Consider the following 24,229-nt stretch of genomic DNA (forward strand, 5'->3'; position numbering starts at 1 on the left):
AGCAGGGGGCAGTGCTTACGATGTGGTCATGGGTCGTCGGCTGGTACCGCTCACGCTGGACAACCTCCAGGACCTGCCCAAGCGTTGCCGGAGCTGCGTGTTCTGGGAGCTGGATCCCGTCACCGGCGAGGCCGCGGTGAAGGCGGGCACTCCCGAGCTGGAGAAGGAGGCCTGGATCTCCGCCGTCCTCCTGGACTGGGGATCCTGTGGCCGGGTGGTCTACGTGGACGAGGTCCCGGTGGGGTTCGTGCTGTACGCCCCGCCCGCCTATGTGCCGAGGGCCGCATCCTTCCCGACGAGCCCGGTGTCTCCGGATGCCGTACAGCTGATCACCGGCTGGATCATGCCGGGGTATCAGGGGCAGGGCCTGGGGCGGGTGATGGTCCAGACGGTCGCGAAGGACCTGCTGCGGCGCGGCTTCAAGGCTATCGAGGCGTTCGGGGAAGCGCGGTGGGAGGGGCCCGCCTGTCTGCTGCCGGCCGACCATCTGCTGTCGGTTGGGTTCAAGACCGTACGTCCCCACCCGGCGCACCCCCGGCTGAGGTTGGAGCTGCGCACGACTCTGTCGTGGAAGGAAGACGTCGAGCTGGCCCTGGACCGCCTGTTGGGCGGAGCCCGGGCCCGCAAGGAACCGGCGCTGCGCCCACTGTGAGCAGGCGGGTGGAAAACGCGGAACGGGGCCGCCCCTGGAGGGGCGGCCCCGTTTCACGTGAAACCCCCCGCTACCGCTGGGTGGGTCTCCTGGGCCGTCAGGCCTGGATGAAGTCCTCGAGGTCACGCAGGATGGCGGCCTTCGGCTTGGCACCGACGATGGTCTTGGCGACCTCGCCACCCTTGTAGACGTTCAGCGTCGGGATGGACATGACGCCGTACCGGGCAGCCGTGGCCGGGTTCTGGTCGATGTTGAGCTTGACGATCTCGATCTCCTCGCCGTGCTCGGCGGCGATGGCCTCCAGCGAAGGCGCGATCTGGCGGCACGGGCCGCACCATTCGGCCCAGAAGTCGACCAGCACGGGCTTGTCGCTGCGCAGGACGACTTCGTCGAAGTCCGCGTCGGTCACGTTCTTGAGGGTGCCGGCCACAGCGGCCTCCTTCTCTTCTGCGGGGTGTGGGGTGTGGGGACGGAGCGGGATCAGACGGTCGCGGTCACCGGTTCGGCGTCCGCGAGGGCCGCGAGGAAGCGCTCCGCGTCGAGGGCGGCGGAGCAGCCGGTGCCGGCCGCGGTGATCGCCTGACGGTAGGTGTGGTCCACGACGTCACCGGCGCCGAAGACACCGGTGATGTTGGTACGCGTCGAGGGGGCGTCGACCTTGAGGTAACCCTCGTCGTCCAGGTCGAGCTGGCCGGTGAACAGCTCGGTGCGCGGGTCGTGTCCGACAGCGATGAACAGGCCGGTCACGGGCAGCTCGGAGGTCTCACCGGTCTTGGTGTTGCGCAGGGTGAGGCCGGAGAGCTTCTGCTCGCCGTGGATCTCGGCGACCTCGCTGTCCCAGGCAAACTTGATCTTCGGGTCGGCGAAGGCGCGGTCCTGCATGGTCTTGGAGGCGCGCAGGCTGTCACGGCGGTGGACGATCGTGACGGACTTGGCGAACCGGGAGAGGAAGGTGGCCTCCTCCATCGCGGTGTCACCGCCGCCGACGACGGCGATGTCCTGGTCCTTGAAGAAGAACCCGTCGCAGGTGGCGCACCAGGAGACACCGCGTCCGGAGAGGGCGTCCTCATTGGGCAGGCCGAGCTTGCGGTGCTGGGAACCGGTGGTGACGATGACGGCCTTGGCGCGGTGCACCGTACCGGCGGTGTCCGTGACGGTCTTGATCTCACCGGTCAGGTCCACGGCGACGACGTCGTCCGGGACGAGCTCGGCGCCGAAACGCTCGGCCTGGTCGCGCATGTTGTCCATGAGGTCCGGACCCATGATGCCGTCCCGGAAACCGGGGAAGTTCTCGACCTCGGTCGTGTTCATGAGTGCGCCGCCGGCGGTGACGGCACCTTCGAAGACCAGGGGGTTGAGCGAAGCGCGTGCGGTGTACAGGGCGGCCGTGTAACCGGCCGGCCCGGAGCCGATGATGATCACGTTTCGTACGTCGCTCACGGGTTCTTTCCTCGTCTCTGCGGACTTCGTGCTGCCTACCGGGGGCCGGTGCGGACTCTCACCCCACCCAACGGATCCTACGGCGCGCACATTCCCCGCTTGTCCCCTCCAGTCCCCCAACGCGCGGGTCACCACCCCGCGAGCCCGTCAGTTGCGGGGATACGTGCTGGTCAGCAGGGGCTTGTCCGGGGTCGGCGCCGCATTGTCCGCACAGCCCGCGGGCACGAGGTAGGCGTCCACCCGGGCGGGGTCGCCCGGGTGGGGCAGCACGACGAGGTAGACGGGAGTGCCCTGGTAGCTGCCGCGTTCAGCGGCGACCGGGGCATCCGTGCGGCCGGTTCCCCGCTGGACGCAGGGCGGGACCGGTGTCCGGTCCGGCTCGGACTGCGGTGAGGCGAGCCGGTCGGCGGGAGCCAGGCCGGGGGAGGTGTCCTCCAGCCCCAGGGACTTGTCGGTCTCGCCCGGCGCGGTCTTGGGGGCGCTTCCCGCGGCTTCTCCGGCGAGGAGCTGCCGAACGCTCTGGCGGAGTCCCTGAGCCGTGTACTCACCCGGGGTGGAGGTGCCTGCGGAGGCCCTCACGGTGTCGTTGCGCGTGGCGGTGTCGTGTGAGCCGGTACCGCCCAGCCCGGTGAAGAGGAAGACGCCGAGCGCGCAGGCGGCCGCCCCGGCCAGACCGCTGAGGACGGCGATACGGCGCCGGGCGCGGCGACGGCCGGGACCGGTTGGGCCGGACGGGTGACCAGTGGGCCGGTGGGCCTCGGTCCGGCCGGAGCGGCCGACGGCCGCCGACGCCGTTTCCGCCGTTTCACGTGAAACATCGTCGGCGGCATGCGGGTCGGGCGTGGCCGCCTCGGTCCGGGAGGCCTTCGAGTCGAGGTGCGCCTCGGCGGCGAGGGCCGCGTCGATCCGGCCGGCGATGGCGGACGGCATGCGCGGCGGCCCCGGCAGGGTGCCGAGGAGGGACCGGATCTCCTCCAGGGAGGCGAGGACGTCGGCGCACAGGGCGCAGCCGCCGAGATGGCTGCGCACCTCGGCGGTGCGGGAGGGGGGCAGTAGCCCTTCGGTGAGGTCGGAGATCTCCGAGACCTCCGGGTGCCAGGTCGTGCCGGCAGTGCCGGTCGTTCCGGTCGTGGGGCTCACGGTCGTCCACCTCCGCCCTTCACAGCGTCTGGATCCGGTTGGGGATTCCTGGGGTCTGCCGCAGGTGGGACGGCTGTCCCCGGCGTCCGGTTCCTTCCCCGCTCCGAGGTGCTGTTATCCCCGGCATTCGCGCGCAGATGAGTGAGCATCGGGAGGAGTTTGGCCCGGCCGCGGGCACACCGGCTCTTCACGGTGCCGGTGGGGACGTCGAGGACGCGGGCGGCTTCGGCGACGGGGTACCCCTGCATGTCGACGAGGACGAGGGCGGCCCGCTGCTCCGCGGGGAGGGTGGCCAGGGCGGCCAGCAGCTGGCGGTGGAGGTCCTGGCGCTCCGCGGGGGCCTCGGCGGACTCGTGGGGCTCCAGGAGCCGCTCCAGGCGGTCCGTGTCGTCGAGGGGCGCGGTCCGGCGGGAGGCGGCCTTGCGGGCCCGGTCGAGGCAGGCGTTGACGGTGATCCGGTGCAGCCAGGTGGTGACGGCGGAGTCGCCCCGGAAGGTGTGGGCGGCCCGGTAGGCGGAGACCAGGGCGTCCTGGACGGCGTCGGCGGCCTCCTCGCGGTCGCCGAGCGTGCGCAGCGCGACGGCCCAGAGCCGGTCGCGGTGGCGCCGTACGAGCTCGCCGAAGGCATCGGGATCGCCCGCGACGTGCAGGGCCAGGAGATCCTGGTCGCTGCGCTCGCCGGTCGCGGAATCGTCCAACGGTGAGCCCCCTCCCTGCCTCGCGTCAGCCCTTGAACTTCACGTCCGTGATGCCCTGCTTGTAGCCGGCCTTGCTGTAGTCCTCGTCGGGGGCGTAGGGCATGGCGGTGATCCACACGAGGACGTAGCGCGTCTTGACCGGCTTCTCAGCGGTCAGCTTCACGTTGTTGCTCTTGGTGGTCGTGCCCGCGATCTTCTTCATCGAGCCGACCTTGCCCGGGGGGCTGAGGGCGTCGGTGGCGTACAGGGCCAGGGTGTTGCGGTCGCCCTGGTACTTCAGCGCTATCGACGCTTCGCTCACGTCCTGCTCGGAGCCGAGGTCGTAGACGATCCCGACGCCGTCCTTGATCTTGAACTCGGGGCCGTCGGAGAAGCTCTTGGTCCGCCAGTAGCTGGAACCGTCCCCGTCGTACGTCATGCCGACGCTGTTGGCGTTCTGCGGGGTGCCGTCGGGCGCGTACTCCTTGGCGTCCTTGATGGAGAGCGGGGCGGGCTCCTTCTTCTGGGCCGTGTCGTTGGGGCCCTGCTGCTGGGTCTGGGTGTTGTCGCCGCCGTCCGGTTTGCCGCGGAGGAGGGTGTCGGCGAGCTGCCAGCTGCCGAGCCCCAGGGCGACGATCAGCAGGGCGGCGACGCCCCACTTCAGGGCACGGCCGGTGCGGCTCTGCAACGGCGGCGGGGGGACGGAGGAGACCGCCTGCGTGGAGGGCAGGCCGGCGGAGACGGGCCTGCCGTAGGTGCCCTGCTGGTACGTGGTGTGCTGGTACTCCGGCGGCGCGGTGAATACGGGCTCGGGCGGGCGGATGCGGGGCATCGCGGCGACGGCCTTGGCCAGCTCCTCCGGGCTGGTGCAGGGGGGCTCCTGCCGGGACGCGGTGGCCCCGTCGTTGGCGAGGGCGCGCATGGCGAGCTCGCCGAGACCCCGGTGGACGCCGGCCCGGACCTGGTCGGGGGCGAGCAGGCCGACGCCCTTGGGCAGGCCGCGCAGGCCGTAGGCGTCGTTCTCGTACGGCCAGCGCTGGGTGAGGGCGGCGTACAGCAGGGCGCCGATGGCCTCGGTGTCGGCCCGCTGCGGGGTGTCGCTGGTGATGCCGCGCAGGGCGGCGTTCACGGCGAGGCCGCGGATGCGGTACTGGCCCGAGGAGGTGCGCAGTATCGCGCTGGGCGTCAGGCGCAGGTGGGCCAGGCCCTCGCGGTGGGCGGCGGCCATGGCCTGGGAGACCTGGCTGACCAGCTGGTACGCCTCGTGGGGTTCGAGGGTCCCGTCGGCGAGGACGGAGGTCAGTTCGGTGGCGTCGGGCAGCCACTCGTGGACGACGTAGACGAGGTCGTTCTCCTCCACGGCGTCGAGGACCTGGACGAAGCGGGGGTCACCGAGCAGGGCCGAGGAACGGGCGGCGGCCAGGACGCTGCGGGCCCGGGGATGGTCGGCGGGCAGCAGGTGGACGCCCACCGCGCGGCGCAGCTTCTCGTCCATGGCCCGCCAGCTGCTGAACCCGTCCAGACGGGTGACGCACTCCTCCAGGCGGTAGCGCCGCGCGAGCTTGTGCCCGCTGTGGAGTTCCGGCGCGGCCGTGGGCGCCGCGCTTCTGCGTTCGCCGTCCTTCTCGGGCATGGGTCCGTCCGAGGCTTTTCCGTTCTGGGCGTCCACCCCGTCGGCCGTGGCCTTGGCCGCACCTGCGGCCAGCGGCTGCTCGCCGCTGTTGTCGGCCACGTCGACGGCAGCCGTGCTACGTTCCGCCACCGTCGTCCCTGCCTCCCCATCCGTTGCGCGCTGTCGGCCAGTCTGCGAAGCCATGCCAATTGTGCCCACAGTCCGCCGCTATGCACGACACACGAAGGGGGGTGACGGTTGTGCGCATCAGCGCCCCAGACGTCCGCGGACCATTCCGACCATGGAGTTGAGCTCTTCGATCCGCATCCGCTTGGCGGCGAGCAGGAACACGCCGCCGAGGGCGATGACACCCGCGACCAGGGCGGCGAGGGAACCGAGGGCTCCGTTGCCCAGCCACCGGGTGACCCCGTAGGCGGCGGCGCCCGCCACGGCGGCGGCCGGGACGCACGCGCCGATCAGACGGGTGTACGTACGCATCACGTGGGCGCCGTCGAGGTCTCCGCCGAGGCGGGCCTTCAGGCGGCGCCAGGCCACGCCGACACCGACGGCATAGCCCAGGCCGTAGGCGGCGGCCATGCCGACGACGGCCCAGCGCGCCGGCAGTACGAAGAAGGCCAGGGCGGAGACGCCCGCGTTGACGGCGGCCACGATGACGGTGTTGTAGAAGGGGGTCCGGGTGTCCTCGTAGGCGTAGAAGCCGCGCAGGACCACGTACTGCACGGAGTACGGAATCAGGCCGAGGCCGAAGGCCATGAGGATGAAACCGATGTTGGTGGCGTCGTCGGCGCCCGTGCTGGCGTAGAGCAGCGTCGCCATCGGCACGCCGAGTGCGAGGAAGGCGAAGGCACAGGGCACGATCGCGACGGCCGAGGTGCGCAGGCCGTAGGAGATGTCGTCGCGTACGGCTGCGGCGTCGCCGTCGTGGGCCGAGCGCGAAATGCGGGGCAGCACGGCCGTCATGACGGAGACGGTGATGATGGCCTGCGGCATCTGCCAGAGCAGGAGGGCGTAGTTGTAGCCGGTGATGCCGGTACCACCGTGGCCCTGCTTGTCGGCGATCTCACCGGCCCAGGTGGCGAGCTGGGTCACGACGACCAGGCCGAGCTGGTTGGCGAGGACGAAGAAGAACGTCCACTTGGCCAGACCGGCGGCCTTGCCGAGGCCGTGGCCCTTCCAGTCGAAGCGCAGCCGCATCTTGAAGCCGGCGTCGCGCAGGTAGGGCAGCATCGCTAGGGACTGGACGACGAGGCCGAGCAGGGTGCCGAGGCCCAGCAGGCGGACGCCCTCGGGGGTGATCGTCGCCTCGGACACCCCGGTGGCGGTGAAGCCGCCGAAGGCCCAGATGAAGGCGCCGAAGGTGGCGATGACCACGATGTTGTTGAGGACCGGGGTCCACATCATCGCGCCGAACCGGCCCCGGGCGTTGAGGATCTGACCGAGGACCACGTGTACGCCCATGAAGAACATGGTGGGCAGGCAGTACTGCGCGAAGGCCACCGCGATGTCCATGCGCTGCGGGTTGTCGGCGATCTTCTGCGACATCATGCCGATGAAGAGCGGGGCCGCGAACACGCAGATGGTGGTGACCGCGCCCAGCAGGACCACCACGAGGGTCAGCAGGCGGTTGGCGTAGGCCTCGCCGCCGTCGGCGTCGTTCTTCATGGCCCGGACGAGCTGGGGGATGAAGACCGCGTTGAGGGCGCCGCCGCCGACGAGGACGTAGATCATCGTCGGCAGGGTGTTGGCGACCTGGTAGGAGTCGTTGAGGGACGCGACGCCGATGGCGCCGGCGATCACCAGGGTGCGCGCGAAGCCGGTGATGCGGGAGACGATCGTGCCGGCCGCCATCAGGGCGCTCGACTTCAGGAGGCCGGCGGCCTTGCCCGCGGGCTTGCTCGGCGCGGGGGCCGCTACCGGAGCCTCCTCGGCGGGGGCGCCGGGGACCGCCTGCTGGTCCCGGTAGAGGTGCGTGAAGGCGTCGGTCTCGGGGTCCTCCTCCGACGCGCTGGTCACGAGCGAGTCCACTCCGACGAACTGCGTCGTCGTCGCGCGGTCGCCGTAGGGCAGGTGGCGGGAGGGGCCGTCCGGCTCGGGCGGCGGGGTCTGGGCCCAGACGCGCGGGTCGGGGCCGTGTGAGGGGGCCTGCGGGGCCGCGTAGAGCGGGCCGGGCTCCTGGTAGGTGCCCGGCGGCGGCGGGGGGTGCGAGGCCCGGTCGTAGAGGGCCTCGGTCACGGGGTCCTGGGCCGACAGGTCCTGCGACCGGTAGGGGTCGTAGTCGTAGGCGTCCTGGACGTACGGGTCGTGGTCCGGCGCGGGCGCGGGCGCCGGAACCTGTCCGGGCACCGGAGCGCCCGGGGCAGTGCCCTGGGAGGGCATGGGCCCGCCAGTGCCCTGCGCGCGGTCACCGTCGTACGGCGCGTTCATCGCAACCCCACCTCATCGTCCCCAGGCCGACCGGCCACGGCATCGCTCAACGGTCCACTGTCTCACCCGTGCCGGACCCCTCAGCGCTTTGCGGTCCGGTGTCCGTGGACTCGTCACTCGGCTGCGTGCTCTCCTCCGCGGCCGCCCGCGCGGCGACGCGCTTGCGGCTGGCGTACATCTTGATGCCCGCCAGAACGAGGAGGAGCACACCGCCGGCGATGACGAGCATGACGGTGGGAGTGATCTCGGTGGCCTCGACCGTGAACTTGCGTTCTTTGCCGTACGGCACGCCGTCCTTGGTGAAAAGGCGTGCTGTGACCTCGACCGGACCACTCGCGGTGGCGTTGGCGGTGAACTTTACCGTCTGGCTGTGTCCGCCCTGAACGGTGACTTCCTCTTCTGTTTCGCCACTGTCGCCGAACATCAGACGGGTGGGGTTGGCGGACTTCACCCGCAGTACGAGGTTCTGGACGTCCTGGACGAGGCTGTTCTGGACGCTGACCGGGATGGTCGCGCTGTGGCCGGACAGGGTGGCGTTGGACTTGGGGATTACCTTGACCTTGTCGGTCAGCCCGACCAGGTACGACTGGACCTGCTCGCGGTAGGCGGCGGCCTCCTCGGGGCGGCCGCGCCAGGAGGTGGACATCTCCCGGTTCATGGTGTTGCCGAAGGGGATCTCTACGCGGTCCGGCGCCGAGAGGATGACCTTGAAGTGGTCGAGGGTCGTCTGCGTGGTGCGGATCTTCTCGAAGGCGGAGACCGGAAGCTCCTGCTTGCCGAGGGCTTCCGGGTACTCGCCCGCGCCCGGTACCTGGGTCGCGGCGCCCGGGTCGGGCTTGGCCGCGGCCGCCGCCTCCAGGTCGGAGGGCTGGGTCCAGCGGGCCGCCTGCAGCCCGCGGAGGGCGACGGCCATCGAATCCGCCTGGCTGGCGGTCGGCCGGCGCTGGGGGGCGACCACGTAGCTGCGCTGCTCGGCGCTGTTCTGCAGGTTCAGGGCGAGGCTGTGGGCCAGGAAGCGCTGGACGGCGAGCGTGGAGTTCCCGGCGGTGGCCATATCGCCCTCGAAGGCGGTGGAGAGCTCCGCGTCGGCCACCACGGCGGTGGTGCCCGCCCCGATGGGACGGGCGGCCGACGGGGTGTAGCCGAGGGCGCCCGTCTCCTGGAGGCTGTCACTGCGGGCGAGGACGTGGTGCGCGCCGGCCGAGGTGGCGACGTTGACGATCGACGGGTCGATGGCACCGTCCACCGGCCAGGAGAAGTCGGTGGACGGGGTGACGTGCAGCACCGTCTCGACGGCCTGCTTCGCCTTGTCCGTGGCCGGCCGCAGCTGGCCCAGCGTGCCCGAGACGTCCTTGCCGCGGTGGGCCAGGGAGGCGATGTCGGGGTCGGCGAAGGGCAGCGCGACGACCTTCTTGCCCTGTACGGCCGTTTCCAGGGCGCTCAGCCACTGCTCGGCGACGGCCTTGTTCCTGCCCTGTACGGGCTTGCCGTTCGGGTCGGGGCTGCGGACGCGGTAGCCCTTGGTCATCGCGTCGACCGCGGTGAGCAGGTCGGGGTCGATGACCCAGGTGACCGGCAGGTCCTTGCCGAGCGCGACCATCCGCTCCAGCCGGCCGCCCGGCCGCAGCTCTTCCGCGAGGGAATCGTCGAGGAAGACGGGGGTCTGGAGCTCGTCCGAGCCGGTCTCCGCCGTGACGTGCGTGGTGGAGATCAGCGGCCACACGTAGGTCAGGGAGGACCGCTTGGCGGCCGGGTCCGGCTGCCAGGGCAGGAAGGTCCGCTGGATGCCCAGCACCTGCTCGTGCGGGCGTCCGTCGGTGGACCCGGACAGGGAGACGCCGAGCTGGTACACCCCGTCCGCGCCCAGCTCCAGCTTGTTGACCGGCACCTTGATAGTGAACTGCCGGCCCACCTTGGAGGTCAGTGAGTCGATCTTCACGGCGAAGGCCGAGTCGATCTCCCCCGGGTCCACACCGGGCCGGAAGCCCTTGCGGTCCGCCACCTCACCGATCGCCGACCGGTCACCCAGCCTGGGCCCGACCCGCAGTCCCACGTGGGCGTTCTTGATCGTCTCCGAGCCGTTGTTGACCACGGTGCCGGTGATCGTGAGCGTGTCGCTCTTGACCGGAGCGCTCGGCGACACCTCCGTCAGCTGGACGTCGACCGAGGACTCGGACGCCTGGGCGGCCGGTGCGGGGGCGTAGACCAGGGCGGCCAGCACCGGCGTCCCGCCGAGCAGGACGACTGCCCGCCGCAGCCAGCGGCGCCGGGCAGGGACGGAGGCCGTCCCCTGGATTTCTGCCGCCTCGGCCACGCGTTCGCCCGTCCCTCGAAGTGTCAGTGGTCGTCGGTTCTGCGTCCACGCATGGTAACGAGGAGCGCTGTGCGCGAGTGCCGCGCCTTGCTCCACATGATCGGTTCCGCTTCGGGGCGGCCCTCGGCGGGGTGCCGGTGAAACGGGGGAGCCCGCGCCGGGCGGGCCACGTACCCTTTTCTGTTGTGCCGAACGCCAATGAAGACAACCCCAGTGCCCTGAGTCAGGTGCAGCGCCGCGCGGTCAGTGAACTGCTGCGGGTCGCTCCTGTCGCCGACGAGCTCGGCCGCCGGTTCCAGGAGGCGGGTTTCCGCCTCGCCCTGGTCGGCGGGTCCGTCCGCGACGCGCTGCTCGGGCGTCTCGGCAACGACCTCGACTTCACCACCGACGCGCGTCCCGAGGCCGTCCTGAAGATCATGCGGCCCTGGGCGGACTCGCTCTGGGACGTCGGCATCGCCTTCGGCACCGTCGGGGCCCAGCGCGACGGGTTCCAGATCGAGGTGACGACCTACCGCTCCGAGGCGTACGACCGCACCTCGCGCAAGCCCGAGGTCTCCTACGGCGACTCGATCGAGGAAGACCTGGTCCGACGGGACTTCACCGTCAACGCCATGGCACTCGCTCTTCCGGAGCAGGAGTTCGTCGACCCGCACGGTGGCCTGGAGGACCTGGCCGCCGGTGTGCTGCGGACGCCCGGCACGCCGGAGGACTCCTTCTCCGACGATCCGCTGCGCATGCTGCGCGCCGCCCGGTTCGCCGCGCAGCTGGACTTCGAGGTCGCCCCCGAGGTCGTGTCGGCCATGAAGGCGATGTCCGACCGGATCGAGATCGTCTCGGCCGAGCGCGTGCAAGGCGAGCTGAACAAGCTGCTGCTGTCCGCGCACCCCCGCAAGGGCCTGGGACTGCTGGTGGACACCGGCCTCGCCGACCGGATCCTGCCGGAGCTGCCGGCCCTGCGGCTGGAGCGCGACGAGCACCACCGGCACAAGGACGTCTACGACCACTCCCTGATCGTCCTGGAGCAGGCCATCGACCTCGAGGAGGACGGCCCGGACCTGGTGCTGCGCCTGGCGGCCCTGCTGCACGACATCGGCAAGCCCCGCACCCGCCGTTTCGAGAGCGACGGCCGCGTTTCCTTCCACCACCACGAGGTGGTGGGCGCGAAGATGACCAAGAAGCGCATGACGGCGCTGAAGTACTCCAACGACATGGTCAGGGACGTGTCCCGGCTGGTGGAGCTGCACCTTCGGTTCCACGGCTACGGCGACGGGGAGTGGACCGACTCGGCCGTCCGGCGCTACGTCCGTGACGCGGGTCCGCTGCTGGACCGGCTGCACAAGCTGACCCGGTCGGACTGCACCACGCGCAACAAGCGCAAGGCCAATGCGCTCTCCCGGACCTATGACGGCCTGGAGGAGCGGATCGCGCAGCTCCAGGAGCAGGAGGAGCTGGACGCGATCCGGCCCGACCTCAACGGGAACGAGATCCAGGAGATCCTGGAGATCGGCCCGGGCCCGATGGTCGGCAAGGCGTACGCCCACCTGCTGGAGCTGAGGCTGGAGAACGGGCCGATGGACCGCGAGGAGGCGGTCGCGGCCCTCAAGGAATGGTGGGCGGATCAGGCTCCGCAGGCCTGACGTGTGATCCACCGCGGCGGTGTTTCACGTGAAACACCGCTGCTTCACATGGACGCGGGCTCTCCCAGGGCTGTCAGCGGGGCGGTGTTTCACGTGAAACACCGCCCCGCCGCAGGACTCCGGCCGTGGCCGCGTAGAGCAGGGCCACGCTGATGAGCAGAGCGACGGACCTGCCGTCGGCGGGCAGCATGAGGGACGCCACCGCGGCCGCCCCGACGAAGGCGACGTTGAAGAGCACGTCATAGACGGAGAACACCCGGCCCCGGAAATCGTCGTCCACCCGGGACTGCAGGACCGTGTCGGTGGAGATCTTGGCCCCCTGGGTGGCGAGGCCGAGGACGAAGGCGGCGGCGAGCATGGGCCCGGGCGCGAAGAAGAGCCCGAGCGCGGGCACCAGCACGGCCGAGACCGCCGAGCAGACGACGATCCAGCCCAGCGGTCCGAGCCGGTTCACCAGCCAGGGCGTGACGAGGGCCGCCGCGAAGAACCCGGCCCCGGAGACCCCGACGGCGATCCCGAGGAGGGCCAGCCCGTCGGACTCGTTGTCCGACCAGGAATAGCGGCAGAGCATCAGCAGCATCACCGTCAGCGCGCCGTAGCAGAACCGCATCAGGGTCATCGCGGTCAGCGCACGCGCGGCCTCCCGGCGGCCGGCCAGGTGCCGCAGGCCCTCCGCCATGCCGCGCACGGTCAGGGTGATCCCTTGGGCGAGCGAGGGATGGTCGGGCCCGCTCCGGTGGTCGGGCCCGAGGAGGCCGATGGCCAGGCGCAGCGCGACCAGGCCCGCGCACAGGTAGAGGGCGGCGCCCAGCAGGACGACGAGGGCGTTGGACCCGGAGGCCAGGATCCGGACGAGGAAGGCCAGGCCCCCGCCGGCGACCGCCGCGAGCGTTCCGGCGGTGGGTGAGAGCGCGTTGGCGGTGACCAGCTGGTCGGTGCGGACGACGTGGGGCAGGGACGCTGCGAGCCCGGCCAGGACGAAGCGGTTGACCGCGGTCACGGACAGGGCCGAGGCGTAGAAGAGCCAGTCGGGGACCTGGACGAGTATCAGCAGCGCGGTCACACCGGCGAGCAGGGCCCGCAGCAGGTTGCCGTAGAGGAAGACCTGACGCCGCCGCCACCGGTCCAGCAGCACCCCGGCGAAGGGTCCGATCGCCGAATAGGGCAGCAGCAGTACCGCCATGGCCGAGGCGATGGCCGCGGGAGAGGTCTGCTTCTCGGGGGAGAAGACCACGTAGGTGGCGAGCGCGACCTGGTAGACGCCGTCGGCGGCCTGGGAGAACAGCCGTACGGCGAGCAGGTTCCGGAAGTCCCTCAGGCGCAGGAGTGTGCGCAGATCACCTACGACGGGCATGAGGGCAAGGGTCACACACACCGAGGGTCCCCGGACACTTTGTCCGGGGACCCTCGGTGGAAGAGCGGTCGAAGACCAGGTGTCCGGAGGACCCTTGGGGTGACTAGCGCTCGACCTCGCCCTTGATGAACTTCTCGACGTTCGCGTAGGCCTCGTCGTCGAAGTACTGGACCGGCGGGGACTTCATGAAGTAGCTGGAGGCCGAGAGGATCGGGCCGCCGATGCCGCGGTCCTTGGCAATCTTCGCGGCGCGCAGGGCGTCGATGATGACACCGGCGGAGTTCGGGGAGTCCCACACCTCGAGCTTGTACTCGAGGTTCAGCGGGACGTCGCCGAAGGCGCGGCCCTCGAGGCGGACGTAGGCCCACTTGCGGTCGTCGAGCCACGCGACGTAGTCGGACGGGCCGATGTGGACGTTCTTCTCGCCGAGCTCACGGTCGGGGATCTGCGAGGTGACGGCCTGCGTCTTGGAGATCTTCTTCGACTCGAGGCGGTCGCGCTCGAGCATGTTCTTGAAGTCCATGTTGCCGCCGACGTTGAGCTGCATGGTGCGCTCGAGACGGACACCGCGGTCCTCGAACAGCTTCGCCATCACACGGTGCGTGATGGTGGCGCCGACCTGGGACTTGATGTCGTCGCCGACGATCGGGACACCGGCCTCGGTGAACTTGTCGGCCCACTCCTTGGTGCCGGCGATGAAGACCGGGAGGGCGTTGACGAAGGCGACCTTGGCGTCGATGGCGCACTGGGCGTAGAACTTCGCGGCCTCTTCGGAACCGACCGGGAGGTAGCAGATCAGCACGTCGACCTGGCGGTCCTTGAGGACCTGGACCACGTCGACCGGAGCCTCGGCGGACTCCTCGATGGTCTGGCGGTAGTACTTGCCCAGGCCGTCCAGGGTGTGGCCGCGCTGGACGGTCACGCCCGAGTTCGGGACGTCGCAGATCTTGATGGTGTTGTTCTCGCTGGCGCCGATGGCGTCCGAGAGGTCGAGGCCGACCTTCTTCGCGTCGACGTCGAACGCGGCGACGAACTCGATGTCACGCACGTGGTAGTCGCCGAACTGGACGTGCATCAGACCGGGGACCTTCGACGCCGGGTCGGCGTCCTTGTAGTACTCGACGCCCTGCACCAGCGAGGCGGCGCAGTTGCCCACGCCTACGATGGCTACGCGAACCGAACCCATTCCGGTTGCTCCCTGTTTGTTCTCGGAACGAGGCCTGCGAAATACAGGCCTCACTTTGCAGTTTCGTCGGGCGGTCCGGATCGTCGCCGATCCCGTCCCGCCCGCTCGCTCTCGATGAGCTCGTTGAGCCAGCGCACTTCACGCTCGACGGATTCCATACCGTGCCGCTGCAGTTCGAGCGTGTAGTCGTCCAGGCGCTCCCGTGTACGGGCGAGCGAGGCGCGCATCTTCTCCAGGCGCTCCTCCAGCCGGCTGCGGCGGCCCTCCAGTACCCGCATGCGCACGTCTCGTTCGGTCTGGCCGAAGAAGGCGAAGCGGGCGGCGAAGGACTCGTCCTCCCAGGTGTCTGGGCCGGTGTGGGACAGGAGCTCTTCGAAGTGCTCCTTACCTGCTGCCGTCAACCGGTAGACGATCTTGGCGCGGCGCCCTGCGAGTGAAGCGGCGAGAGCGTCTTCCGGGGCGTTCCCCGGTTCTTCGATCAGCCAGCCGTTTGCGACCAGAGTCTTGAGGCAGGGGTAGAGAGTCCCGTAGCTGAACGCCCTGAACACTCCCAGCGAGGTGTTGAGCCGCTTGCGGAGCTCGTAACCGTGCATGGGGGATTCACGGAGCAGGCCGAGGACGGCGAACTCGAGGATGCCTGAGCGCCTGCTCATCCGCCTGCCCCTCTCTGCCCCGGAGTTTATGTCGAGCTGATGTATCGGCTCGATACATCCAGACGATAGAACGGGCCGCTCCCAGCGACAAGCGGTGACGTGGTGACCGGCGTCACATCACCGATTCGTACGACGCAAGTTGCCTGATTTGGGGTGAACTTCGGCACTGGTTGGGTTTTGGCCGTGCGTAGGCTGTGCGGGAGGACCACCGGGGGGAACCGGAATCACCTGCCGCTTCCAGGCCACTCGCCTGCCCGAGGAGTAGTCGTTCGATGAGCGAGCACCGCCGTAAACCGCCGCAGCCCCAGGGCGGCGGCCGCGCCGCGTCCCGCAGGGCCGTACCGCAGCGCCCCGGCAGGGGCGCCGGACCCGGTCATGGCGCCCCCGCGTCACCGCCCGGCGGACCGTATGCGGAGCACGGTGCGCACGGAGGCCGTTCCGATGCCCGCCGAGCCGCCCAGCGGGGCGCTGCCGGACACGGACGCGCAGGTGGGAAGGGGGGCAGAGGCGGAAAGGGGAGCAGCCGGTTCATCGACTACCCGCGCGCGGGCAGGGTCGGCTGGAAGCGTTTCGTACCGTCCTGGAAGCTGGTCTCCGGGACCTTCCTGGGCTTCTTCGCAGTGATCTTCGCGGGCGCCGGCATCGGTATCGCCAGCGTGGGCACCCCGGACGCGAACAAGACCGCGAAGGCGCAGAACAACGTCTTCCAGTGGGCGGACGGCACCCAGATGGTCGCCACCGGCGGCACCACGAACCGGCAGATCATCCCGATCGACCAGATTCCCCTGTCCATGCGGAATGCGGTGATCGCGGCGGAGAACGAGTCGTTCGAGACGGACAAGGGCGTCGACCCGATGGGTATCGCACGGGCCGTGGTGAACATGGCCACGGGCGGTTCCACCCAGGGCGGCTCGACCATCACCCAGCAGTACGTCAAGAACACGTACCTCGACTCCGAGCAGACCCTCAAGCGCAAGGTCACCGAGCTCTTCATCGCGATCAAGCTGGGCGTCACCGAGGAGAAGGACGTCGTCCTCGCCGGCTACCTGAACACCGCGTACTACGGCCGCGACGCCTACGGCATCCAGGCCGCCGCCCGCGCCTACTTCGGCAAGGACGCCAAGGACCTCAACCCGTCCGAGAGCGCCTTCCTCGCCGCCATGCTCAAGGGCCCCAACCTCTACAACCCCGACGGCGGCATCGGCCCGGCCGCCACCCCGGAGGCCAACGAGAAGCGCGCCCGGCTCCGCTGGGCGTGGGTGCTCGACCGCGAGGTCGCGGTGGGGCGCATGGCGCAGTCCGAGCGGGACAAGTACCGGGAGTTCCCCGCCCGGGTGGATTCCGAGCAGGCCCGCGGCATGTCCGGCCAGACGGGCTACCTGGTCGAGGTGGCCAAGCAGTACGTCATGAAGACCACCGGCATCACCGCCGAGAAGATGGCGCTCGGCGGCTACACGATCACCACCACGTTCGAGAAGCCCAGGGTGGACGCCCTGGTCAAGGCGGTCGAGGACACGCGCAAAGACTTCCTCGACGAGAAGAAGCGGCCCCAGTACGACACCTTCGTACAGGTCGGTGCCGCTTCTGTGGACGTGAAGACCGGTGCGATCGTCGCCCTGTACGGCGGCCCCGGCTGGGACCACAAGTACTTCGCCAACAACGCCAACACCTCCGGCGTCCCCGTCGGCTCGACCTGGAAGCCGTACGTCCTCGCGGCGGCCATGCAGTACGGCACGCAGAACTCCAAGGGCTCGGGCATCTCGGTCGACAGCAAGTACAACGCCAACGACCTCACCGTGATCAACAACCGGGAAGGCAAGCCGCTGCTCGCCAACGACGGCACGCCGTTCCGGCAGAAGAACGAGAGCGAGTACCCCTACGGCTACGTGACCCTCAACGAGGCGATGGAGAAGTCCATCAACGTCCCGTTCGCCCAGCTCGTCTTCGACGTCGGCCACAGCAAGGTCCGCGAGGTCGCCAAGTCCACCGGCATCCTCGAGGAGTCGATGGACAAGAACAACAACGCCTCCTTCGCCCTCGGCACCTCGACGCCCAGCGCCATCCGCATGGCCGACTCCTACGCCACCTTCGCCGCCTCCGGCACCCACCGCGAGCCCTTCTCCGTGAAGAAGGTCGTCAAGGACGGCAAGGTGGTGCCCGGCTTCGAGCCGCCCAAGGAGTCCCGCGCCATGGACGACTCCATCGCGGACAACATCACCAAGGTGCTGCGCAACGTCGTCGAGAACGGCACCGGAACCAAGGCGAAGAAGCTGGGACGGCCCGCGGCCGGCAAGACGGGCACCACCGACCAGAACAAGTCGGCCTGGTTCGTCGGCTACACCCCCGAGCTGTCCACCTCGGTCGCCCTCTTCCGCAACGACCCGACCTCCAAGAACAAGGAGCTCATGTCCATGAACCACGTGGGCGGGGTCGACTCCATCCACGGTGGTGACATTCCGGCGGCCATCTGGACCGAGTACATGCGCGAGGCACTCAAGGGCACCCCGGTCAAGGACTTCCCGGAGGCCGAGGACACCGGCGTCATCGCGGACGCGGCCGGAGCCCCGCAGCCCACCCCCTCGGCGGTACCGTCGCCCTCCGTCTCGGCATCGCCCTCGCCCAGCACCTCTCCGTCGGTGTCGCCGTCGCCGTCCGGCAACGGGAAGCCGTCCTGCAAGCCGAGGCCCTGGAACCTGAACTGCGACCCGACGGTCACCGGCGGTCAGAACGAGGGAGCCGACGGCGGAACCACCACCGGCGGCTTCCCGGACGGCGGCACCAGCACGATGCCGTCCCCGACCACCCCCCGCCCCGGCCGGCCGGGCGGGTCGACCAACTGGGGGAGCATCATGGGCGCCTCCGGCTGATCCCGCCCCCGTCCCCACCCGGAGGGCCGTCGCACACCGTGCGGCGGCCCTCCCCCGTGCGCGGCGCGGTACGGCAGGATGGGCGCCATGACCAAGGTGCACGAGGACCGGCCCGTACCGCCCACGCAGCAGGACGAGGTCGCCACCGCCGGCAGCGAGTTCATCGGGGGACCGGCCGGCCGCCACGCCCGGCTGGGCGGGCACTGGCTGAACCCGGTCCGCGTCGTGGTCCTCGTGGCCCTCGGCATGTTCGCGCTGGGCATGGTGCAGAAGATGCCCTGCTACGACTGGGCCTGGTTCCGGGGAGCGGCCTCGCAGTACACCCACGCCTGCTACTCCGACATCCCGCACCTGTACTCCGCCCGCGGCTTCGCCGAGGGCATGGTGCCGTACCTCGACAAGTTCCCCGACATCGTGACCGACCCCAAGTACGGGGGCATGCAGTACCTCGAGTACCCGGTGCTCACCGGAGCCTTCATGCAGGTCGCGTCGTGGATGACGCCCACCTCCGGCTCCATCCAGCACCGCGAGCAGATGTACTGGATGGTCAACGCGGGCATGCTCATGGCCTGCGCCGCCGTCATCGCCGTCTGTGTCGCCCGCACCCACCGCCGCAGGCCGTGGGACGCCCTGCTCCTCGCCCTCGCACCGGCCTTCGCGCTCACCGCCACCATCAACTGGGACCTGCCGGCCGTGGCCCTCACCGCCGCGGCGATGCTGATGTGGTCGCGCAGCCGGCCCCTGCTCGCCGGCGTGCTCATCGGCCTGGCGACCGCGGCCAAGCTCTACCCGGTCCTGCTGCTCGGGGTGCTCTTCGTACTCTGCTGGCGGGCCGGGAAGTGGCGGGCGTACGGCGCCGCCGTCCTCGGCGCGGCCGGCTCCTGGCTCCTCGTGAACGCCCCGGTCATGTACTTCGCCTGGGACGGCTGGAAGCGGTTCTACGAGTTCAGCCAGGAGCGGCCCATCGACTTCGGCTCCGTCTGGCTGCTGATCTCCCAGCGCACCGGCAACCCCCTCGAAGGGGCCAACACCTACGCGACCGGGCTGACCCTGCTGCTGTGCCTCGCCATCGGACTGCTCACGCTGACGGCCCCCAGGCGCCCGCGCTTCGCCCAGCTCGCCTTCCTGGTCGTCGCCGCCTTCATCCTGGCCAACAAGGTGTACTCACCCCAGTACGTGCTGTGGCTCATCCCGCTGGCCGCCCTGGCCCGGCCCCGCTGGCGTGACTTCCTGATCTGGCAGGCGGGCGAGGTCGCGTACTTCCTGGGGATCTGGTTCTACCTCGCTTACACGAGCAGCGGGGACAAGCACCAGGGCCTGCCCGTGGAGGGCTACCAGCTGGCCATCGCCGCCCACCTGCTGGCCACCCTGTACCTCTGCGCCGTCGTCGTACGGGACGTCCTGCTGCCCGAGCGCGACGTCGTCCGCCGCGACGGCTCGGACGACCCCTCCGGCGGTGTCCTGGACGGGGCCGAGGACGTCTTCACCCTCTCGGACAAGGCGAAGGCGCCGCGGTACGCGGCGCCTTCGGAAGGACAGCGGGTCGCCTGGGGCGTGGACGTCAAGGACTGACCGGGCCGCCGGCCCGGTCACCCCCCCCAGCGGCTCAGGCGTCGAGCACCCGGTCGAACTGCGTCGTGGTGTGGCGCAGGTGGGCCACCAGCTCGTCGCCCACCTTCGGCTCGGTCGCGTCCGAGGGCACGAACAGGATCGACACCTGCATGTGCGGCGGCTCCGCGAACCAGCGCTGCTTGCCGGCCCAGACGAAGGGCGACAGGTTCCGGTTGACGGTGGCCAGACCGGCCCGTGCGACGCCCTTGGCGCGCGGCATGACCCCGTGGAGGGCCTTGGGGGCCTCCAGGCCCACTCCGTGCGAGGTGCCGCCCGCGACCACGACCAGCCAGCCGTCCGAGGCCGCCTTCTGCTGGCGGTAGCCGAAGCGGTCGCCCTTGGCGACCCGGGTGACGTCCAGGACCGAGCCCCGGTACTGGGTGGCGTCGTGGTCGCCCAGCCACAGCCGGGTGCCGATGCGCGCCCGGAACCGGGTCTGCGGGAACTGCTGCTGGAGCCGTGCCAGATCCTCGGCCCGCAGGTGGCTGACGAACATGGTGTGCAGCGGCAGCCGGGCCGCGCGCAGCCGGTCCATCCAGCCGATGACCTCCTCGACGGCGTCCGAGCCGTCGGGGCGGTCCAGCGGCAGGTGCAGGGCGAAGCCCTCCAGCCGGACGTCCTCGATGGCCGACTGGAGCAGGCCCAGGTCCTGCTCGGAGATGCCGTGGCGGCGCATCGAGCTCATGCATTCGATGACCACGCGAGCCCCGACCAGTCCGCGGACCCCGTCCACCGAGGACACCGAGCGGATCACCCGGTCCGGCAGCGGCACCGGCTCCTCACCCCGCCGGAAGGGGGTGAGGACGAGCAGGTCGCCACCGAAGTGGTCCTTGATGCTCGCGGCCTCGTACGTCGTCCCGACGGCCAGGATGTCGGCGCCCATCCGGGTCGCCTCCTCACACAGCCGCTCGTGGCCGAAGCCGTAGCCGTTGCCCTTGCAGACCGGGATCAGACCGGGGAACTGGTCCGTGATCTGCTTCTGGTGCGCACGCCAGCGCGCGGTGTCGACGTAGAGCGTGAGCGCCATGCCCGTCCGGAACCTCTCTCGAAAAACAGCTGGGTCAGCGGCGCGACATGTAGATGTCGAGCGCCTTGTGGAGCACCTTGTTGAGCGGGAAGTCCCACTCGCCGACGTACTCGACGGCCTCGCCGCCCGTACCGACCTTGAACTGGATCAGGCCGAACAGGTGGTCGTTCTCGTCCAGCGTGTCAGAGATGCCGCGAAGGTCGTAGACGCTGGCACCCAGCGCGTACGAATCGCGCAGCATCCGCCACTGCATCGCGTTCGAGGGACGGACCTCGCGCTTGTGGTTGGCCGAGGCGCCGTACGAGTACCAGACGTGCTGGCCGACGGTGAGCATCGTGGCGGCGGCCAGCGGCTCCCCCTCGTGCTTGGCGATGTACAGGCGCATGCGGTTGGGGTCCTCGGAGTTGAGGGCCGTCCACTGGCGCTGGAAGTAACTGAGCGGGCGCGGGCGGAACTTGTCGCGCTCAGCCGTGATCTCGTACAGGTACTGCCAGGTCGGCAGGTCCTCGTAGCCGCCCTGGACGACCTCGACGCCGGCCTTCTCGGCCTTCTTGATGTTGCGGCGCCACAGCTGGTTGAAGCCCTTGAGGACGTCGTCCAGGGAGCGGTTGGCCAGCGGGACCTGGAACACGTAGCGGGGCTGGACGTCGCCGAAACCGGCGCCGCCGTCCTCGCCCTGCTGCCAGCCCATGCGGCGCAGCTTGTCCGACACCTCGAAGGCGCGGGGCTCGATGTACGAGGCCTCGACATCGCGCAGGCGCTTGACCTCGGGGTCCTGGATGCCGGCCTTGATGGCGGCCGAGTTCCAGCGGCGGATGACGACGGGCGGGCCCATCTTCACGGTGAAGGCGCCCTGCTGCTTGAGGTGGGCCAGCATCGGCTGGAGCCACTCCTCGAGGTTCGGGGCGTACCAGTTGATGACGGGGCCCTCGGGGAGGTACGCGAGGTAGCGCTTCACCTTGGGCAGCTGGCGGTACAACACGAGCGCGGCGCCGACGAGTTCGCCGTTCTTGTCGAACCAGCCGAGGTTCTCCGAACGCCACTCGTTCTTGACGTCGGCCCATGCCGGGACCTGGCAGTGGCTAGCCGACGGCAGGCTCTGGAGGTACGCCAGATGCTGCTCGCGGCTGATGGTGCTCAGGGACAGGCTCATGCGGGGTGTCTCCTCCGGCGGCTTCGCTGCTATGGCGCGAAGCCTACTGCGACGGTGGCGCCACCCATCTGGGGGACAGGCCGGTACGGGCCGGTGCCTGGGCCGGAGGAAGGACGGCGCCCCGTCCCGGAGGTCGCCCGGTCAGCCCAGCCAGCCGCCGAAGAGGCCGCCGTGCGCCATTCCGAGCATGAAGCCGATGGCAGACGCGCCTAGGCCGATGATCAGCACGAAGCGCTCGCGGGTGGTGGCGGAGATGAACTGTCCGTACAGCCCGGTCCCGATCCCGATCAGCCCGGCCCAGGAAGTGAGCAGGTGCAGATCGTGGAAGAACGCAGTGACGAACGCCACGGCGCCGAGGACCAGGGTGACCACCATCAGGGTGTCCTGGACCGGATGGGACTTGCCGTCGGTGGAGAAGAGCGAGATCGGCGGGGGCGAGGACTGGCGATGCATGGCCTGTGCCATCGGAAGGCACCTCCTGGCTGACGCAGAGCGGTGCGCGGCGCGCCTCCGACCTGGGGCGGGGGCGTGGCACCGAGCACACCCGACGCATACAGAGTGTGGCCTCCTCCCGCAGGATTTCAACCGGAAGGAGGCGAGCAGGTAGTCTGTACGGTCTGCGCGGTGTCTGCTCTCGGACGCCGTGCGGCACGCATCACGACCCTCCTGCCACGGAACGACCGTGGCCGCTGAGTCCAAAGGAGGTGGGTTCCACATGCGTCACTACGAAGTGATGGTCATCCTCGACCCCGATCTCGAGGAGCGCGCTGTCTCCCCGCTGATCGAGAACTTCCTCTCCGTCGTCCGTGAGGGCAACGGAAAGGTCGAGAAGGTCGACACCTGGGGCCGTCGTCGTCTCGCTTACGAGATCAAGAAGAAGCCCGAGGGCATCTACTCGGTCATCGACCTGCAGGCCGAGCCTGCGGTCGTCAAGGAGCTCGACCGCCAGATGAACCTGAACGAGTCGGTTCTCCGGACCAAGGTCCTTCGCCCCGAGACCCACTGAACTCAGGTTCAGCGGTAATCGGGACCGAGTAGCACAGCAGCCCAGCAGCAATCCCCGCCGAGAGGTTTCCATCCATGGCAGGCGAGACCGTCATCACGGTCGTCGGCAATCTCGTCGACGACCCCGAGCTGCGCTTCACCCCCTCGGGTGCGGCGGTCGCGAAGTTCCGTGTCGCGTCCACCCCCCGCACCTTCGACCGTCAGACCAACGAGTGGAAGGACGGCGAGAGCCTGTTCCTGACCTGCTCGGTGTGGCGGCAGGCGGCTGAGAACGTCGCCGAGTCCCTTCAGCGAGGCATGCGCGTCATCGTGCAGGGCCGGCTGAAGCAGCGGTCCTACGAGGACCGTGAGGGTGTCAAGCGCACGGTCTACGAGCTGGACGTCGAGGAAGTCGGCCCCAGCCTCAAGAACGCCACGGCCAAGGTCGCCAAGACCACCGGTCGCGGCGGCCAGGGTGGATACGGCGGCGGCGGTCAGCAGCAGGGCGGCGGCGGCAGCTGGGGCGGAGCCCCCAGCGCTGGTCCCCAGGGCGGCGGAGCTCCCTCCGACGACCCGTGGGCGTCCAGTGCGCCGGCCGGCGGCCAGCAGGGCGGCGGCGGGGGCGGCTGGGGCGGAAGCTCCGGCGGTTCCGGCGGTGGCTACTCGGACGAGCCGCCCTTCTAGGGCAGCTCCTTCCAAACTTCTTGATCACACAGGAGAGACACAATGGCGAAGCCGCCTGTGCGCAAGCCTAAGAAGAAGGTCTGCGCGTTCTGCAAGGACAAGACCGCGTACGTGGACTACAAGGACACGAACATGCTGCGGAAGTTCATTTCCGACCGCGGCAAGATCCGTGCCCGCCGCGTTACCGGCAACTGCACGCAGCACCAGCGTGACGTCGCCACGGCCGTCAAGAACAGCCGTGAGATGGCGCTGCTGCCCTACACGTCCACCGCGCGATAAGGAAAGGGTGACCGACTAATGAAGATCATCCTGACCCACGAGGTCTCTGGCCTCGGCACCGCCGGCGATGTCGTCGACGTCAAGGACGGTTACGCTCGCAACTACCTGGTCCCGCGTGGTTTCGCGATCCGCTGGACCAAGGGTGGCGAGAAGGACGTGGCGCAGATCCGCCGCGCCCGCAAGATCCACGAGATCGCGACCATCGAGCAGGCCAACGAGGTCAAGGCCAAGCTCGAGGGCGTGAAGGTCCGTCTGGCCACCCGCGCGGGTGACGCCGGTCGCCTCTTCGGTTCCGTCACCCCGGCCGACATCGCTTCCGCGGTCGAGGCGTCCGGTGGCCCGAAGGTCGACAAGCGTCGCGTGGAGCTGGGCTCCCCGATCAAGACCCTCGGTTCGTACCAGGTCTCCGTGCGTCTGCACGCCGAGGTCGTCGCGAACGTGGGCATCGAGGTCGTCGCCGCCTAAGGGCAGCACATGAAGGGCCGCACCCTCCGGGGTGCGGCCCTTCGTCGTT

At 69.8% G+C, this 24,229-nt stretch carries 21 protein-coding genes; 8 read left to right on the forward strand and 13 right to left on the reverse strand.

Going from position 1 to position 24,229, the window contains the following annotated elements; translation table 11 throughout:
• Positions 1-28: 28 nt before the first annotated feature.
• The gene (locus tag ACZ51S_RS10240; RefSeq protein WP_468475157.1) at positions 29-652 is read left to right on the forward strand and encodes a GNAT family N-acetyltransferase; all 624 of its coding nucleotides are present in this window, start codon (positions 29-31) and stop codon (positions 650-652) included.
• Between the two features lie 97 nt (positions 653-749).
• Here the strand turns inward: ACZ51S_RS10240 and trxA are convergent, their stop codons facing one another.
• The 7 genes from trxA to ACZ51S_RS10275 all read right to left on the reverse strand — a co-directional run bounded on the left by trxA (position 750) and on the right by ACZ51S_RS10275 (position 10,280).
• On the reverse strand, positions 750-1,082 hold the full coding sequence (gene trxA / locus ACZ51S_RS10245; protein ID WP_388932789.1) for a thioredoxin: 333 nt from the start codon (positions 1,080-1,082) through the stop codon (positions 750-752).
• A gap of 50 nt (positions 1,083-1,132) precedes the next feature.
• A complete protein-coding gene (gene trxB, locus ACZ51S_RS10250) occupies positions 1,133-2,092 on the reverse strand; it encodes a thioredoxin-disulfide reductase (protein WP_388932786.1) in 960 nt (319 codons plus the stop codon).
• A gap of 147 nt (positions 2,093-2,239) precedes the next feature.
• The gene (locus tag ACZ51S_RS10255; protein ID WP_468960462.1) at positions 2,240-3,232 is read right to left on the reverse strand and encodes an anti-sigma factor family protein; all 993 of its coding nucleotides are present in this window, start codon (positions 3,230-3,232) and stop codon (positions 2,240-2,242) included.
• Positions 3,229-3,930, reverse strand: coding sequence for an RNA polymerase sigma factor SigM (gene sigM, locus ACZ51S_RS10260; RefSeq protein WP_467885380.1), 702 nt, complete (start codon positions 3,928-3,930; stop codon positions 3,229-3,231). The genes ACZ51S_RS10255 and sigM overlap by 4 nt, the downstream gene beginning before the upstream one ends.
• Positions 3,931-3,955: 25 nt before the next feature.
• On the reverse strand, positions 3,956-5,671 hold the full coding sequence (locus ACZ51S_RS10265; RefSeq protein ID WP_468475159.1) for a serine/threonine protein kinase: 1,716 nt from the start codon (positions 5,669-5,671) through the stop codon (positions 3,956-3,958).
• Positions 5,672-5,788: 117 nt separating this feature from the next.
• A complete protein-coding gene (gene murJ / locus ACZ51S_RS10270; protein ID WP_468960464.1) occupies positions 5,789-7,966 on the reverse strand; it encodes a murein biosynthesis integral membrane protein MurJ in 2,178 nt (725 codons plus the stop codon).
• A 46-nt stretch (positions 7,967-8,012) separates the two neighbouring features.
• Positions 8,013-10,280 carry a DUF6049 family protein gene (locus tag ACZ51S_RS10275; protein WP_468801491.1) on the reverse strand — a complete coding sequence of 756 codons (2,268 nt, stop codon included), beginning with the start codon at positions 10,278-10,280 and terminating at the stop codon, positions 8,013-8,015.
• Between the two features lie 185 nt (positions 10,281-10,465).
• On the opposite strand from ACZ51S_RS10275, the gene ACZ51S_RS10280 reads away from it, so the two are divergent.
• Entirely contained in the window at positions 10,466-11,917 is a 1,452-nt protein-coding gene (locus ACZ51S_RS10280; protein ID WP_468475162.1) for a CCA tRNA nucleotidyltransferase, read from the forward strand.
• A gap of 73 nt (positions 11,918-11,990) precedes the next feature.
• Here the strand turns inward: ACZ51S_RS10280 and ACZ51S_RS10285 are convergent, their stop codons facing one another.
• From ACZ51S_RS10285 to ACZ51S_RS10295, 3 genes are all read right to left on the reverse strand, one after another.
• A complete protein-coding gene (locus ACZ51S_RS10285) occupies positions 11,991-13,271 on the reverse strand; it encodes an MFS transporter (protein ID WP_468801493.1) in 1,281 nt (426 codons plus the stop codon).
• A gap of 103 nt (positions 13,272-13,374) precedes the next feature.
• Positions 13,375-14,457, reverse strand: coding sequence for an inositol-3-phosphate synthase (locus tag ACZ51S_RS10290; RefSeq protein ID WP_468164060.1), 1,083 nt, complete (start codon positions 14,455-14,457; stop codon positions 13,375-13,377).
• A 50-nt stretch (positions 14,458-14,507) separates the two neighbouring features.
• Positions 14,508-15,110 (reverse strand): PadR family transcriptional regulator, encoded by a 603-nt coding sequence (locus ACZ51S_RS10295; RefSeq protein ID WP_249766869.1) that lies wholly within the window; start codon positions 15,108-15,110, stop codon positions 14,508-14,510.
• 272 nt (positions 15,111-15,382) lie between these two features.
• Here ACZ51S_RS10295 and ACZ51S_RS10300 point away from each other — a divergent pair, with 272 nt between their 5' ends.
• Together ACZ51S_RS10300 and ACZ51S_RS10305 are read left to right on the forward strand one after the other, a co-directional pair.
• A complete protein-coding gene (locus ACZ51S_RS10300) occupies positions 15,383-17,977 on the forward strand; it encodes a transglycosylase domain-containing protein (protein ID WP_468801496.1) in 2,595 nt (864 codons plus the stop codon).
• 87 nt (positions 17,978-18,064) lie between these two features.
• A complete protein-coding gene (locus ACZ51S_RS10305; RefSeq protein ID WP_468801498.1) occupies positions 18,065-19,549 on the forward strand; it encodes a glycosyltransferase family 87 protein in 1,485 nt (494 codons plus the stop codon).
• Between the two features lie 34 nt (positions 19,550-19,583).
• Here ACZ51S_RS10305 and ACZ51S_RS10310 read toward each other — a convergent pair whose 3' ends face one another.
• The 3 genes from ACZ51S_RS10310 to ACZ51S_RS10320 form a co-directional block, all read right to left on the reverse strand.
• Positions 19,584-20,615, reverse strand: a complete 1,032-nt coding sequence (locus tag ACZ51S_RS10310; protein WP_388932755.1) for an alanine racemase — start codon at positions 20,613-20,615, stop codon at positions 19,584-19,586.
• Between the two features lie 34 nt (positions 20,616-20,649).
• Positions 20,650-21,768, reverse strand: a complete 1,119-nt coding sequence (locus tag ACZ51S_RS10315; RefSeq protein WP_388932752.1) for a lipid II:glycine glycyltransferase FemX — start codon at positions 21,766-21,768, stop codon at positions 20,650-20,652.
• A 141-nt stretch (positions 21,769-21,909) separates the two neighbouring features.
• A complete protein-coding gene (locus tag ACZ51S_RS10320; RefSeq protein WP_468475166.1) occupies positions 21,910-22,233 on the reverse strand; it encodes a hypothetical protein in 324 nt (107 codons plus the stop codon).
• A gap of 250 nt (positions 22,234-22,483) precedes the next feature.
• On the opposite strand from ACZ51S_RS10320, the gene rpsF reads away from it, so the two are divergent.
• From rpsF to rplI, 4 genes are all read left to right on the forward strand, one after another.
• Positions 22,484-22,774: a 30S ribosomal protein S6 gene (gene rpsF, locus ACZ51S_RS10325; RefSeq protein WP_004950685.1), complete on the forward strand. Its 291-nt coding sequence runs from the start codon at positions 22,484-22,486 to the stop codon at positions 22,772-22,774.
• Between the two features lie 74 nt (positions 22,775-22,848).
• The gene (locus tag ACZ51S_RS10330; RefSeq protein WP_468475167.1) at positions 22,849-23,436 is read left to right on the forward strand and encodes a single-stranded DNA-binding protein; all 588 of its coding nucleotides are present in this window, start codon (positions 22,849-22,851) and stop codon (positions 23,434-23,436) included.
• 42 nt (positions 23,437-23,478) lie between these two features.
• The gene (gene rpsR, locus ACZ51S_RS10335) at positions 23,479-23,715 is read left to right on the forward strand and encodes a 30S ribosomal protein S18 (protein ID WP_005315025.1); all 237 of its coding nucleotides are present in this window, start codon (positions 23,479-23,481) and stop codon (positions 23,713-23,715) included.
• Between the two features lie 18 nt (positions 23,716-23,733).
• Positions 23,734-24,180, forward strand: a complete 447-nt coding sequence (gene rplI / locus ACZ51S_RS10340; RefSeq protein WP_125594108.1) for a 50S ribosomal protein L9 — start codon at positions 23,734-23,736, stop codon at positions 24,178-24,180.
• Positions 24,181-24,229: the final 49 nt, after the last annotated feature.

This window comes from Streptomyces sp. NPDC034043, from assembly GCF_055575675.1.

What these genes read in the sequence shown, in the direction of transcription:
- murJ (WP_468960464.1), bottom strand. Translation starts at nt 7,966, where the DNA reads ATGAACGCGCCGTACGACGGTGACCGCGCGCAGGGCACTGGCGGGCCC.
- ACZ51S_RS10305 (WP_468801498.1), top strand. Translation starts at nt 18,065, where the DNA reads ATGACCAAGGTGCACGAGGACCGGCCCGTACCGCCCACGCAGCAGGAC.
- ACZ51S_RS10300 (WP_468801496.1), top strand. Translation starts at nt 15,383, where the DNA reads ATGAGCGAGCACCGCCGTAAACCGCCGCAGCCCCAGGGCGGCGGCCGC.
- ACZ51S_RS10240 (WP_468475157.1), top strand. Translation starts at nt 29, where the DNA reads ATGGGTCGTCGGCTGGTACCGCTCACGCTGGACAACCTCCAGGACCTG.
- rpsR (WP_005315025.1), top strand. Translation starts at nt 23,479, where the DNA reads ATGGCGAAGCCGCCTGTGCGCAAGCCTAAGAAGAAGGTCTGCGCGTTC.
- ACZ51S_RS10320 (WP_468475166.1), bottom strand. Translation starts at nt 22,233, where the DNA reads ATGGCACAGGCCATGCATCGCCAGTCCTCGCCCCCGCCGATCTCGCTC.
- ACZ51S_RS10295 (WP_249766869.1), bottom strand. Translation starts at nt 15,110, where the DNA reads ATGAGCAGGCGCTCAGGCATCCTCGAGTTCGCCGTCCTCGGCCTGCTC.
- rpsF (WP_004950685.1), top strand. Translation starts at nt 22,484, where the DNA reads ATGCGTCACTACGAAGTGATGGTCATCCTCGACCCCGATCTCGAGGAG.
- ACZ51S_RS10310 (WP_388932755.1), bottom strand. Translation starts at nt 20,615, where the DNA reads ATGGCGCTCACGCTCTACGTCGACACCGCGCGCTGGCGTGCGCACCAG.
- rplI (WP_125594108.1), top strand. Translation starts at nt 23,734, where the DNA reads ATGAAGATCATCCTGACCCACGAGGTCTCTGGCCTCGGCACCGCCGGC.
- ACZ51S_RS10330 (WP_468475167.1), top strand. Translation starts at nt 22,849, where the DNA reads ATGGCAGGCGAGACCGTCATCACGGTCGTCGGCAATCTCGTCGACGAC.
- ACZ51S_RS10290 (WP_468164060.1), bottom strand. Translation starts at nt 14,457, where the DNA reads ATGGGTTCGGTTCGCGTAGCCATCGTAGGCGTGGGCAACTGCGCCGCC.
- ACZ51S_RS10315 (WP_388932752.1), bottom strand. Translation starts at nt 21,768, where the DNA reads ATGAGCCTGTCCCTGAGCACCATCAGCCGCGAGCAGCATCTGGCGTAC.
- ACZ51S_RS10285 (WP_468801493.1), bottom strand. Translation starts at nt 13,271, where the DNA reads ATGCCCGTCGTAGGTGATCTGCGCACACTCCTGCGCCTGAGGGACTTC.